The sequence below is a fragment of the Mesorhizobium sp. M4B.F.Ca.ET.214.01.1.1 genome (assembly GCF_004791545.1).
Classification (GTDB): domain Bacteria; phylum Pseudomonadota; class Alphaproteobacteria; order Rhizobiales; family Rhizobiaceae; genus Mesorhizobium; species Mesorhizobium abyssinicae.
Map to the genome: position 1 here is coordinate 278,314 of NZ_SRUX01000006.1, position 13,465 is coordinate 291,778.

Here is a 13,465-nt window from a genome sequence, read left to right on the forward strand (position 1 = left end):
GTCTGACCGAGGCTTGACAGGTGCGTTGCGACGTTTGGCGTCGGACATGAATTTCGCATTGCAAAGTTCTTCCGCAGACGCCTCAAGCACACTGCATCGGCGTCACGTACTCAAACGTTGAATGCGGCACCGCACCATCACCTCAGGCGGACCATGGCACGCGCGCTCGGTTGATACCGTCCTGTCCAAGCGAGACTGCGACATCGCCGCCTCCGCCTTGAAAACGCGGAGAAAGCGGGACGCACTGACTTAGGTCAGAGACAGGACGAGCGCGCAACGAAACAATGATGGATCAGCGACGTGGGACGACAGCTCCTTGCACACCTCAATCCTGACAAAGTACCGGGACCCCCGGCCGCCTTGGTATACCATCTATCCGACTGTGCCAGACTTCTCTGCGGCGGTTGGTGCTGACGATTATGAGGAATGGCTGGGGGGCCTCCCGGCCGACGAATCGGTGTCGCTCTATTTCCACATTCCGTTTTGCCGATCCATGTGCTGGTATTGCGGCTTCCCTACCGCCGTCACCCGTCGCAACGGCCCGATCCTTAATTATTTGGCGTGCTGCGTCAGGAGATCAGTTTGGTGTCGGAGCAAGTTCGGCAAGGGCTGCCGGTGAGCGATGTGCATTTCGGCGGCGGAACGCCTCACCTTATCGGGCCAGCCGAGCACTTGGCGCTGATGGAATTTCTACGCCGCCACTTCGCTTTCAGCAAAACTGCTGCGATCGCCGTGGAGATCGATCCCCGAACGTTCACACCGGAAATGGCCGAACCCTTGGCAGCTACCGGTGTCAACCGCGCGAGCATCGGCGTGCAGAGCTTTGATCCCGATGTGCAAAAGGCGATCAATCGGATCCAGAGTAAGGTGCAGACGGCCGCTGCCGTCGAAAATCTCCGCCGGCATGGCGTTGGCCATATCAACTTCGATCTCATCTTCGGTCTCCCGAAACAGACTGTGCAGTCCTGCATCCAGACCGCGATGGCTGCGGTCGCCATGCGCCCCAACCGGTTTGCGGTGTTCGGCTACGCGCATATTCCTTCCGTGATAAAGAATCAGCGCCTAATCGAGCAGGCAGGTCTACCGGACGGCGATGTTCGCGCCGAACAGGCTGCAGCTGTCGCCGAGACACTGGTTGGCGCCGGCTACCGGGAGATCGGGCTCGATCATTTCGCTCTGCCGGACGACGAACTCGCGCTAGCGCAGAAGACCGGGCGCCTGCGGCGTAATTCGCTGGGATACTCGGCCGATACTTGCAAAACCGTGATCGGCTTCGGCGCGTCGGCTATTGGCCGAGTCGGCGAGGGGTACGTTCAGAACGAAGTAACACGGGATTCTTACGCCCGGCACATCGCAAGTGGACGTCTGGCGACATCAAAGGGCCACCGGCTGACCGACGATGACCGGGTGCGCGCAGCAATCATCGAGCGACTGATGTGCGATTTGGAGGCCGACGTGCCGACCATCTGTGCCGCCCACGAAATCGAACCAGCTCGTTTTCTCGATTCAGTTGAGCGTTTGGTGACGCTGGCTGAGGAGGGGATCGTGGACGTCGAAAACGGCTTCATCCGCGTGCGGCCGGAGCACCGCTTTGTTGTTCGCGCCGTTGCTGCTGCATTCGATGCTTTTCTCGCGAATCGATGAGTTGAGGCCACGACTCCGAAGGCATCAGACCTTGTTTGGCGCTCGTCGGCATGGGCTCTCGCAGAAGACTCCGCAAGCGCATGCAGGGGACTCCACTTGACGCCGCGTTCATCATCATCTCGCCTGGGTGCGCTCGATCGCACAACTCGGAGCACGCTGCTCTCGGCGTGAGGCTGTGCTCTGCAAAGCACCGGTGATCCACCCTGTCCCTGGATAGCAGCTTGATGGCGTCATCTTGGAGGACGAGAAAAGATTGTCGAGGTACGGGTACGAATTGCCTCGGTCGTTCGTTCAATCGAAAGCACTGTCTGCGGAGGCACCTCTCCTTCATGCAGTGACAGGAGATGCTGGCCGACTTCCTTATCTGCTGCGGTGAGTCGATGATTTAGGCGGAGAAAGTCCATCCAGGTGGGGGTGCGGAATGTCTCCGTCCAAAGTGACGGTGTTTGCAGATTTCGCTGGAGCGTCCAGTTTCGTGCACCGGCACGGCTCTGGACGTGTCGCCGCGTGCGCATGTAGCCCAGAAAGGCCTCGATATTTTCCTCCGATATCAAATACTCGACCTTGGCCACGATAGGGCCACTTCTGGGTTTCAGATCGAGAGCCACGTCCGGCGGATGAAAAACTGAACTTTCTTGATCCGTTTCTTCCCAGGGACGGACCGGCAACACGATCCCCGCTGCTGCAACCAGCAACAGAGCGCCCGCGGCGCCCTCCAATGCTGAGGTCAAGGAATAGTTTTGCGCGACAGAACCCCAGATCCAGCTGCCAGCAGCCATACCGCCTGCGCTCAAGGCGTAGTAAATGGAGAGCGTGCGGCCTACAACCCACCTTGGGCTTGCCAACTGCACCGACACGTCAATGCCCGTCCAGGTGATAAGCCAACCCGCTCCGCCGAGCGCCAGCGAAATGGCCGCCACAGGAACCGACGATGTCAGGGCAAGGGAGAGGCAACAGACTGCACAAGCCACAGAGGCGAAGGCCACCAGCCTGTTTTGAGACGTGACCTTCCTCAAGAAGCCGTTGCCCATGCCCGCGATGAAAGCACCCATGCCGAAGCCGGCCAATAAGATACCGTAGACAATTGGCCCACTCTTCAACTGATCCCGGACGACGAGAGGGAGCAACGCCAGAATGGAGATGCTTGCCAATCCGAAAAGAGCTGCTCGGGCGGTCGCTGCCCTGATCTCCAAAGACATCGCCGTAAAGCGCACTCCGTCATGAATTGCCGTCGTCATTCTCTCACGAGGGAGAGGCGAAGAGCGGACCTCCCATTTGGTGCGCCATATCGCGCTTATAGGCGCCAGATCACTCACCGCAGCCAAGGCGAAAGCGGCCAGCGGCCCAAAGACGGCCAGGATCACGCCCCCTAAGGCCGGACCAACGCTGCGCACAATGTTGTATCCGACGGACATAAGCGTCACTGCGGCCGGAATGTCGCGTTTGTGAAGGATATCGCCGACCGAAGCGTGCCAGGCCGGATCATTCAAGGCAAAGCCGCAGCCGGCCAGGAAACCTAACCCGAGAATCAGCCAAGGACTGACAAATCCCAGACCCACAGAAATCATCAGCGTCATCGACGCCGATGCTATCAGGCAGTGTCCCGCAAACATCACCCACCGGCGGCTGAAGTTGTCGGCAATGGCTCCGGCGAAAACTGAGAGGAAGAACACCGGCAGTGTGGATGCGGCCTGGACGAGAGCCACCATAAGGTCGGACGCTGAAATCGTTGCCATAAGCCAACTGATGGCGACCGTTTGCACTAGCCAACCGAGGCTGGAAATCTGGGTGGCCGTCCAAATTGAGCGAAACACCTTGTTTCGAAATGGGGCGAGCGTCTTTGAAACGGGCGGTTGAGGATTTTCGCTCTGCATGAGGTTTTGCTGGCCTTCGATGAGCGCTGCGATTTGAGCAAGTGGGTCGATACTTAGACATCGCGGAGCACCGCACGGAACCCAGCTCTATGGAGCTTGCCGGCGACTATTTGCGTATTGAGCCATTCTCATAGTCTCATTCATGAGCAGTCCTATGCGCAAGCGTTGCTTTGCTAAATTCCCACGACAAGCGCGCCGCCGCTGAGACCCGCACCCGCTGCCGCCAAGAGGACTTTCTCGCCAGGCCGAAACGGCTGCGCCCGATGGGCGAGCGACAACGAGAGCGGGATCGTCGCGGCGGAAGAGTTGCCATATTCGGCGATCGTCTTGACCATCGAGTGATCTGTGATGCCGAGGTTCCTGCCGACCGCGTCGAAAATGCGAGCATTGGCCTGATGCGGCACGAAACGATCGAGGTCTTGCGGCCTCAGTCGGGCAGCAGTGAGCGCATCTCTCGAGCAGGCGGTCATCATCTCCACGGCCTTGGCGAACACTTCGCGGCCATCGGTGATCGTCATCCGGGTCTGCTCGAGGTCGAGGCCGCCATGGAACGGATTGTTGCTTCCACCGGCAGGAATCTGGATCAGCCCGTAACGCGAGCCGTCCGAATCCACCGAAGCGCCGAGAATGCCTCGATCCGGGTCATCGCACGGACCGATCACCACCGCGCCGGCGGCATCGGCAAACAGCACGGCGCTGGCGCGCTCGGCCGGATTGATGCGGCGGCTGAGGATGTTGGCGGCAATGACAAGGCTCGCTTTGCCATGCAGGCGAGTGAACCCGTCGGCGAACATCAGCGCATAGATGAAGCCGGCGCAAGCGCCGGTCAGGTCGATCGCGCCGGCGCGACCTAGTCCCAGCCGATGTGCGACCAGGGGCGCGCTTGGCGGCAGAAGATGATCGGGTGTGGAGGTAGCGAGCAACAGCAGGCCGATGTCGCCGCGGTCGATACCGGCATTGGTCAGCGCCATGTCGCCGGCGTGCGCGGCAAGGGCCGACAGCGTGTCTTCGTCCGCTGCCCAGAAGCGCGACCGTATCCCGGTGCGCCGCTCGATCCAGCCGGGTTCAAGCCCGAGACGATCTTCGATTTCCGGATTCTCCACCTTGCGCGCGGGCGCATGATGGCCAAGCCCGAGAATGCGCGATGATCGGCTCATGGCTTTGAGCCGAAGCGTTCGCCGGCCTCCTCGATGGCGTCATAGAGCCCATCCAACTCGTTGCCGGTAATGCAATAGGGCGGCAGAAGGTACAGGACATTGCCGAGCGGGCGCACGAGCAGGCCGCGCTCAAGAAAAAAAGCGCGCAGTTTTGGCCCGATCTCGGCCAGATAACCGGCTGAGCCGGTGCGTAGGTCGAGTGCCGCGATGGTGCCGGTTGTCCGGCAATCGGTGAAGCGAGGGTTGTCGCGAAAGCGTCGAAGCCCGGCGGCCTGTCGCTCGCTCAAGGCCGCGATCCGATCGGCCACCGGCTCGTCGTGCCAGATCTCGACATTGGCAAGTGCCGCCGCGCATGCAATCGGATTGGCGGTGTAGGAGCTCGAATGGAAAAACGTCTTCTTGCGATCCTCGGAATAGTGAGCCTGGAAGATGGCATCGGTGGCGATCGTGGCGGCCAGCGGGATGGTACCACCGGTCAGACCTTTCGAGGTGCACAGGATGTCCGGCGAGACGGACGCCTGTTCGCAGGCGAACATGGTTCCGGTGCGCCCCCAGCCGGTCATCACTTCATCGGCGATCAGCAGCGTGCCGGCGGCCTCAGTGATCCTCTTCAATTCGGTCAGAACCCAGGCCGGATACATGAGCATGCCGCCGGCGCCGAGCACGAGCGGCTCGACGATCAGCGCGGCGGCGCGCCGGTCGCGGGAGAGTGCCTCGAACCGATCCAGCGTTTCCTGCTCGCGCCCGGCGGCCGGGAAGGGGATGGTGTCGACCTCGAACAGCAAGGGCTCGTAGGCGGCGTTGAACACGCCACGGGCGCCGACGCTCATCGCCCCGATCGTGTCACCATGATAGCTGTGCTCCATGACGACGATGCGCGAACGCGGCGCGCCGATGTTGCGGAAATAGCCGAGCGCCATCTTCAGCGCGACTTCGATTGAGGTCGAGCCACTGTCGGAATAGAACACCCGGTCAAGGCCGGCGGGTGCGAGGCCGACAAGCGCCTCGGCCAGGCGCTCGGCCGGCTCGTGGGTAAAGCCCGCGAAGATGATCTGGTCGAGGTTCGACGCGGTCGTCTCGATGGCCTTCATGATGCGGGGGTGGCGGTGGCCATGAGTGACGACCCACCAGGAAGAAATCGCATCCAGGATGCGGGAGCCGTCGGCCTTGTGGAGATAGGCGCCTTCAGTCAGCACGATTTCAGGGATCGAGGGCTCTAGCGCGTGCTGCGTGAACGGATGCCAGACTCGAGACTGCGCCATCAGTCGCCTCCGGCAATCATGGCCAGGTCGAAGCCGGAAATCATTGCATCTCTCAACGTTTCACCCGTCAGCGGACCGAGGTGCGGCAGCCTGCCGAGCTGCGGCACGCCGCCGAATTCCACGATTGTCCTTTGCGTATCGGCCACCTCTTCGCCCATGAAGGCAATGCCGATGAGCGGGATGGAGCGGGCTCTCAGGGCCTCGATCGACAACAGCGTATGATTGATGGTGCCGAGCGCGGTGCGGGCGCACAGTATTACCGGCAGCCGCCATTGTTCGAATATGTCAATGAACCTTGTCTGTCGATTGAGCGGCACCATCAGCCCGCCGGCGCCTTCGATGACGAGCGGTGTCGGCAGGACCGGAAATGAAAGATCGTCGGCCTCGATCGCGACGCCGTCGATTTCGGCTGATCGATGCGGCGACAGCGGCATCGTCAGTCGATAGACTTCGGGCAGCACGCGTCCGTCGGGCAAGCCGGAAAGCCGGGCGACGACCTCGCTGTCAGTCTCCTCGTCGAGGCCCGATTGCACCGGCTTCCAGTAGAAGCCGTCGAGCAGCCCGGCAAGTCCGGCCGAAAATACTGTCTTGCCAATTCCGGTGTCTGTTCCGGTGACGACGATGCGTTTGGTCATGCTGTGGCCAACACCTCAACGAGAGCCTCGACCATGGCGGAAATGTCGGTCTCGTCGACGTTGAGCGTCAGCGAAATGCGCAGGCGCGATGTGCCCTCGGGCACCGTCGGCGGACGTATGCCGCGTATGTCGAAGCCGCGTGCCTGCAGGGCCGCCGCCACCGCCATGGTGCGCCCAACGTCGCCGATGACAAATGGCTGGATCTGCGAGCCGCTGGGTACGACGCCGCAGCGCTCGGCCAATTGGCGGCCGGCGCAGGCAACGCGTTCCTGCAGCTGAGCGCGGCGCATGGGCTCGTCGGACAGAATAGTCAGCGCTTCGCGCGCCGCGACCGCCATCAGCGGCGAGGGCGCGGTGGCGTAGATGAACGGCCGGCACCGGTTGACGAGATAATCGCACAGTGTCCTCGGCCCGGTGACGAGTGCACCGGATGCGCCGAGCGCCTTGCCGCATGAGTGGAGCGTGACGATGTTGTCGCGGCCTTGGCACGCGGCGGCCAGTCCCCGGCCGTCCGGTCCCCAGATGCCGGTGGCATGCGCTTCATCGACGACGATGAATGCCTGGTGCCGATCGGCCATCGCGACCAGGCTCTCCATCGGCGCGCGGTCGCCATCCATGCTGTAAAGGCTTTCGACGGCGATCCACACGCGCCCCGTGCCGCCTTCGGCGCGCCAGCGGGTGATTGCGTCCTCGACAGCGTCGACGTCGTTGTGCGCGGCCAGCTTGAACTCGGCGCGCCCGGCCTGCGCGCCCTCATGCATGCTGGCATGGGCGAGTTCGTCGAGGACCAGCAGGTCGCCTTTCTGCGGCAGCGCGGTCAACAGGGCGAAGTTGGCGATGTAGCCGCTGCCAAAGAACAGCGCACGGTCGGCGCCGAAGAATGCCGCGGCGTCCGCCTCCAGTTGCTCATGTTCCGGTGCGTTGCCGCGCAACAGCCGCGACCCGGTGGCGCCAACCGGCGTGCCCCGCGCAATCGCCGCCGCAACCGCTTCGCCAAGTCTTTTGGAGGCGGCAAGTCCGAGATAGTCGTTCGACGAGAAGTCGAGACCGGCGCGCGGTGCGAGCGTCCGCAACCGGTCCTTGCGCGCCAGTCCGCGCAAGGATGCGTCATAGCGGGCAAGAATTGCCTCGTTCATTGCGTGGCGAGTTCCATCGGCTCGATGCCGAGACGCTGGAACAGAAGGCTATCCTTGTCCTCGCCGGGATTGTCCGCCGTCAGCAGCGTGTCGCCGACAAAGATCGAGTTAGCGCCGGCAAAGAAGCACAACGCCTGCGTTTCGTCGCTCATCGCCGTCCTGCCGGCGGACAGCCTTACACAGGATTTCGGCATCATCACCCGCGCGAGCGCAACGATGCGGACGAAATCGATCGGATCGATGGCGTCGGCCGCGGCAAGCGGCGTGCCTTCGATGGGAATAAGCATGTTGATCGGCACGCTTTCCGGCGGCTCGGGCAGGTTCGCGAGCGTGACCAGCATGTCGATGCGATCGGTCTTTTCTTCCCCCATCCCGACGATGCCGCCGCAGCAGACTTTCATCCCAACCGCGCGCACGTGCCCAAGCGTTTCCAGCCGGTCGGCAAAAGTCCTGGTTGAAATAACCTCGCCATAGTAGCGCTCAGAGGTATCGATGTTGTGGTTATAGTAGTCGAGACCGGCCTGCTTCAGGCGAGCAGCTTGCTCAAGATCGAGCATGCCGAGCGTCATGCAGGTCTCCATGCCGAGCGCCTTGACGCCCTCGATCATGGCGACCACAACGTCCATGTCGCGCTCCTTGGGACTTCGCCACGCTGCGCCCATGCAATAGCGCGTTGCGCCGCCATCACGCGCCTTGGCCGCTTCGTCGATGACATGCTTGACGTTCATCAGCTTCGACGCCTTCACCCCGGTTTCGTAATGCGCAGACTGGCTGCAATAGCCGCAATCTTCGGGGCAGCCGCCGGTCTTGATGCTAAGGAGCCGCGACAGCTGCACTCGGTTTCGATCGAAGTTCTGGCGGTGGATCGTCTGAGCTAGGAACAGCAGATCGTTGAATGGCATGCCGTAGATGGCCTCAGCCTCTTTGCGGTTCCATCGCGGAGGCGTTCCATCGACCGATTGCATGGTCTGGTTCACGTCGAACTCCGAGTTCATTCCAACCGTCATCGTCAAACCTTTGTTGCTAGTCCGGTACGCCTTCAGGAGTCTGTCGACCGGCAAGCTCGGTCCGACTTGGCTTTGGAGCGCACTCGCTAAAAGGCGAGCTGCGGCACGTCTTTCCACCGCCTTCCTACGCCTGCCGAGCTGATGTTGCTCCTCATGCCGTAATCCTCAGTTCAAATGCTTGCAGATGTTCTGGTGGTCCGGCATGTCCAGGCCGATGTCGAGGATCGGGGCGCTGTGCGTCAGCCATCCCATGGAGATGAGATCGACACCGGTCGCCGCAATCGCCGCCGCCGTTTTCGGCGTCACCCGACCGGAAGCCTCGGTGATCGTACGGCCACCCACTATAGAAACCGCGCGGGCAAGATCCTCGACCGACATATTGTCGAGCAGCACCGCGTCAACACCAATCGCGAGCGCTGCATCGAGCTGCTTCAGCGTGTCGACCTCAACCTCGACCTTCACCATATGCCCTGCGGCGGCGCGCGCCCGCTCTATTGCTGTGCGGATATCGCCGGCGATCGCGATGTGATTGTCCTTTATGAGCACGCCGTCATCGAGGCCGAAGCGGTGATTGGCACCGCCGCCGACGCGCACGGCGTATTTTTCCAATACCCGCAGGCCGGGCGTCGTCTTTCGCGTCGATACGATCCTCGCCTTGTGACCGCGCACGGCCTCAACCATCGCCGCTGTGGCAGTGGCAATGCCGCTCAGCCGGCATAAGAAATTGAGGGCAGTGCGTTCGGCCGTGAGCAGGCCTCGCGCGGGTCCGGACAATCTTGCAATGGTTTCCCCGGCCCCGACATCGCTGCCATCAGGGCGCCAGATCTGGATGTTGATCGCCGGTTCCACGAGCAGGAAGGCGTACGAGACCAGATCGAGCCCGGCAACGACGCCCGCCTGCCTCGATCTGAGCACCAACGTGGCAGTGCAATCATGCGGGATAACCGCATCGCTGGTCAGGTCGCCGCATCTGCCCAGGTCTTCGAGGAGCGCACCGCGCACAATCGGTTCGATCAGGGTCGCGGGGAGGGGGGAGAATGAAATCACATCAGGTGCTCCGTATGGTAGCCCGGCAATCGAGTGCGGCCGCGGCCCGCATTGCGCTGTGCAGTGTCAGCCGTGATGGGCGCGCGTCGGCATCGTGGAGCGGGAAATCGGACCGACAGTGCGCGCCTCGACTCTCTTCCCGCCCCAGGGCCGCCACGGCGATCATCAGTGAGACCAAAGCCGGACCAGAGGCAGCGACATTGTCAGCTGCGATCGGCAGCAGGGTCGCCACCGCTTCGCGCATTGCCTCGCCGTCGCGGATGATACCCAGGGCGGCGGAGACAATTGGGCGGACCGCGGAAGCGTCTGGTCGTGGAGGGACGAATGTGGAGCATCTGCGCGGTCGCCGGGTATACGACGTGCCGGCAACGCTTTCGGCAACCCAGCTCGCGGTGACCGCCGCTTCGGTGAGCGAGTTGCTGGCCAGGCGGTTGGCGCCGTGCAGGCCGGTACAGGCGACCTCACCGCAGGCCCACAATCCCTCGATGGAGCTGCGGCCGGCGCTGTCTACGGCGACGCCGCCCATGTGATAATGTGCCGCCGGGCGCACCGGGATCGGGTCGGTCGCGGGGTCGACCCCTGCGCTCCGGCACAATTCGGCGATGCCTGGAAAACGCTTGCCAAATCTCGGGCCGAGACTTTGCCGTGCATCCAGGAATACGCGGCGTCCAACGGCAAGCTGGTGCCAAATGGCGCGCGCTACGACGTCGCGAGGCGCAAGTTCACCGCCAGGTGTGTCAGCGAGGAAGCGCTCTCCTCGCTCATCGATGAGCACCGCGCCTTCGCCACGCACGGCTTCGCTCACCAGCGGCATCGGCCGGCGCGGACCGTCGAGCGCAGTTGGATGGAACTGTATGAATTCCAAGTCGGCGAGTTCCGCCCCCGCCCATGCGGCGAGCGCCAGCCCGTGACCCCATGAGCCAGCGGGGTTTGTCGTGTCGCAAAACAGCCCGCCGACGCCGCCGGTCGCCAGCACCGCGCGACGCGTGGGCAGAGCGAGCGCGCCGGCTCGTCCTGCGGCGACCACGGCGATGACCGACCCGTCCTGCACGACCAGCCGGCGGACCTCCACATTTTCGATAGTGGTGATCGAGGCTGTACGCCGAACCGCGGCGATGAGCACGCGCACCAACTCGCGACCGGTGGCGTCGCCGGCTGCATGCACAATCCGCCGTCGCGAGTGTGCCGCCTCGAGCCCAAGTCGCAACGCGCGGTCAGGGTGCTGGTCGAAGGCGACGCCGAACCTTTGGATCGTCCTAATCGCTTCGGGTGCAGCTCGGACCACTCGCCGCACCGTGGCCTCGTCGCAGAGTCCGTCGCCGGCAGCTATCGTGTCGCAAAGGTGAAAATCCGGGCCGTCGTCGCCGCCGAGACTTGCCGCAAGACCGCCCTGGGCAAGCTCACTGCAGGCTCCGGTTCCAAGCGGCGCGTTGGTCAAAAGCACGACCGGTTCCGGCGCCAGATGAAGCGCCGTCATCAGGCCGGCAATGCCGCCACCGATGACGACCGGCGCCCCGGCGATGTCGCGAACCTCCAGGCTCATAGGGAAAGCATGCGCTCGACCGCGCGGCGGGCGGGGCCGGCAATTTCGGGATCAATCCGGACCTCATGCCGGTTCTGCTCGAGCGCGGCGCGAATGTTGGCCAGGTTGATGCGCTTCATGTGCGGGCACAGGTTGCATGGGCGAACGAACTCGACGTCGGGATGCGCGACCGCGACGTTGTCGCTCATCGAACATTCGGTCAGAAGGACGACACGCGTCGGTTTCTCCCGCTCGACATAATCCGACATCGCTGCGGTCGAGCCGGAGAACTCCGCCTCCGCGACAACGTCTGGTGGGCATTCTGGATGGGCCAGCACGATGACGCCTGGATGGGCATCGCGCAGTTCCCGAATGTCTGCTGCGGTGAAGCGCTCATGCACCTCGCAATGGCCTTTCCAGGCGATGATCTCGACGTCTGTATCGGCTGCCACGTTCCTCGCCAGATATTCGTCCGGCAGCATCAGCACACGCGCCACGCCAAGCGATTCCACCACCGCCTTCGCGTTGCCGGACGTGCAGCAGATGTCGGACTCCGCTTTTACGGCGGCCGAAGTGTTGACGTAAGTAACAACGGGGACCCCCGGATACCGCAGCCGCATTAGCCGCACGTCGTCTGCCGTGATCGATTCGGCCAGCGAGCAGCCGGCGCTGAGATCCGGGATGAGCACGGTCTTGTTCGGATTGAGCAGTTTTGCCGTCTCGGCCATGAAATGAACGCCGGCAACCACGATGATGTCGGCGTCGACCGTCACCGCCTTGTGGGCCAACGCCAGGCTGTCGCCGACGATGTCTGCCACGCAATGAAAAATTTCGGGCGTCTGGTAATTGTGCGCCAGCACCACCGCATTGCGCTCACGCTTCAGCGCTAAGATGGCTTCAATATCGCCGGCGAACGCGAGCCATTCAACGGGAGGGATCACCCGCCGGACACGCTCATACAGGGACGCAGCCATAGGTAACGCCCCAGCCATTGGCGCCTCGATTATATTCGGTTTGACAATAAGGGAATATGTCTACCTTGACTATAAGTATGTCAAGCCCGCGCCAGCGGTAATTTTGTCCCGGCGATAGCCCTGTCGTCGAGAACGGCATGGCGGAAGCGATAAAGCTTCGCCGGTCGGCCGCCCGTGTCGAGGGAGGTCTCCCCAGTCTCCTCAACAAGATCCTGCTGCTCGACCAGTCTCCGGAAGTTGGGCTTGTTGATGAGCCTGCCAGCCAGAGCTTCCACGGTTCGCTGCAGTTGCAGCAGCGTGAAGGAAGGCCGCATAAGCTCGAACACGACCGGCCGGTATTTGATCTTCGAACGCAGCCGCGCAATCCCGGTTGCCAGAATACGACGGTGGTCAGCGACCATTGGTTTGCCAGCCGCGGCCGCAATCGCGTCCCTGCCGCCACCGGCCTCTTCAATCAGAGCAGCTTCATAGAGCAACTCGTAGCGTTGGAGCGTGAGTTCCTCGTTCCAATGGCGGTCGTCGAAGCCGAAGGCTATCGCAGCGCGCTGCCGGCGCTCGCGTTGAGTGGTCGGCTCGCTGGCGCCGCCGGCCCACTCAATCAGGCGGGGCCGCAATCTATCGAGCAGCACAGGCGGCGTGCCGAAGCGGTGGTCCTCCCAGGGAAAATATTCGTACCAACTTTGCCAGCCGCACGCGGCCGAGTTCGTTGCCTGTTCCTTCCTGGTCAATGCGAGATAGCTGATTGAGATGACGCGCTGGTGGCGCTCAGTGCCGATGCGATCGCGATCGGCGAAGGTGTAGAGTTGCTCGATGTATCCCAGTGCATGGCCGGTCTGCTGCTCCACCCACCCCCTCAAACCCGACTGCAGCGATCGATGCTCAAGCGCAAAAGGTCCAGAAGGGAGGGTGTCCGCATGACCGACGGTGAGGACACAGGACTCACTGTCGTTTACGGCGACCACGACGGCAGTCAGGTCCACTTTGGCTTCGTCAGCTTTGACGGCGGCTTTGCCTTTCTTGGTTCTTCTTGTCTGAGGATCCATGTTTGCGAAAGTGGGTTGGCCCAACGGAGCGCCTTAATCGATTGAATGTAACCTTGGCAGCCAGCACGTCAACACCGTACTACTCAAGCACTGTTTTTAGCTCTTCGCAGTCGCACAAAAATATGCCAAACGCGACACCCGCTGTTGGTAACGTAAGGGAAGGG

General features: G+C 62.4%; 10 protein-coding genes and 1 pseudogene. 1 reads left to right on the top strand and 10 read right to left on the bottom strand.

The annotated features are described in order from the left end of the window. Nucleotides 1–316 precede the first annotated feature (316 nt). Nucleotides 317–1,644: pseudogene (hemN, locus tag EN857_RS14830) on the top strand (oxygen-independent coproporphyrinogen III oxidase). A gap of 230 nt (nucleotides 1,645–1,874) precedes the next feature. Here the strand turns inward: hemN and EN857_RS14835 are convergent. The 10 genes from EN857_RS14835 to EN857_RS14880 form a co-directional block, all read right to left on the bottom strand. After that, complete coding sequence (locus EN857_RS14835; protein WP_029354881.1) at nucleotides 1,875–3,518, bottom strand: MFS transporter; 1,644 nt, start codon at nucleotides 3,516–3,518, stop codon at nucleotides 1,875–1,877. A 173-nt stretch (nucleotides 3,519–3,691) separates the two neighbouring features. Continuing rightward, a complete protein-coding gene (locus EN857_RS14840; RefSeq protein WP_091595821.1) occupies nucleotides 3,692–4,675 on the bottom strand; it encodes a beta-ketoacyl-ACP synthase III in 984 nt (327 codons plus the stop codon). Continuing rightward, the gene (locus tag EN857_RS14845) at nucleotides 4,672–5,937 is read right to left on the bottom strand and encodes an adenosylmethionine--8-amino-7-oxononanoate transaminase (RefSeq protein ID WP_091595819.1); all 1,266 of its coding nucleotides are present in this window, start codon (nucleotides 5,935–5,937) and stop codon (nucleotides 4,672–4,674) included. Before EN857_RS14845 ends, EN857_RS14840 begins: the two co-directional genes overlap by 4 nt. Then, nucleotides 5,937–6,572, bottom strand: coding sequence for a dethiobiotin synthase (gene bioD, locus EN857_RS14850; protein WP_029354884.1), 636 nt, complete (start codon nucleotides 6,570–6,572; stop codon nucleotides 5,937–5,939). Before bioD ends, EN857_RS14845 begins: the two co-directional genes overlap by 1 nt. Then, on the bottom strand, nucleotides 6,569–7,708 hold the full coding sequence (locus EN857_RS14855) for an 8-amino-7-oxononanoate synthase (RefSeq protein WP_091595817.1): 1,140 nt from the start codon (nucleotides 7,706–7,708) through the stop codon (nucleotides 6,569–6,571). The genes bioD and EN857_RS14855 overlap by 4 nt, the downstream gene beginning before the upstream one ends. Next, nucleotides 7,705–8,673 (bottom strand): biotin synthase BioB, encoded by a 969-nt coding sequence (gene bioB / locus EN857_RS14860; RefSeq protein ID WP_236370746.1) that lies wholly within the window; start codon nucleotides 8,671–8,673, stop codon nucleotides 7,705–7,707. The genes EN857_RS14855 and bioB overlap by 4 nt, the downstream gene beginning before the upstream one ends. Nucleotides 8,674–8,880: 207 nt before the next feature. Next, a complete protein-coding gene (nadC, locus tag EN857_RS14865; protein WP_091595900.1) occupies nucleotides 8,881–9,759 on the bottom strand; it encodes a carboxylating nicotinate-nucleotide diphosphorylase in 879 nt (292 codons plus the stop codon). Nucleotides 9,760–9,763: 4 nt separating this feature from the next. Beyond that, on the bottom strand, nucleotides 9,764–11,305 hold the full coding sequence (locus tag EN857_RS14870) for an L-aspartate oxidase (protein WP_029354892.1): 1,542 nt from the start codon (nucleotides 11,303–11,305) through the stop codon (nucleotides 9,764–9,766). Next, entirely contained in the window at nucleotides 11,302–12,276 is a 975-nt protein-coding gene (gene nadA / locus EN857_RS14875; protein ID WP_029354894.1) for a quinolinate synthase NadA, read from the bottom strand. Before nadA ends, EN857_RS14870 begins: the two co-directional genes overlap by 4 nt. 62 nt (nucleotides 12,277–12,338) lie before the next feature. After that, nucleotides 12,339–13,301 (bottom strand): hypothetical protein, encoded by a 963-nt coding sequence (locus tag EN857_RS14880; RefSeq protein WP_135858804.1) that lies wholly within the window; start codon nucleotides 13,299–13,301, stop codon nucleotides 12,339–12,341. Nucleotides 13,302–13,465: the final 164 nt, after the last annotated feature.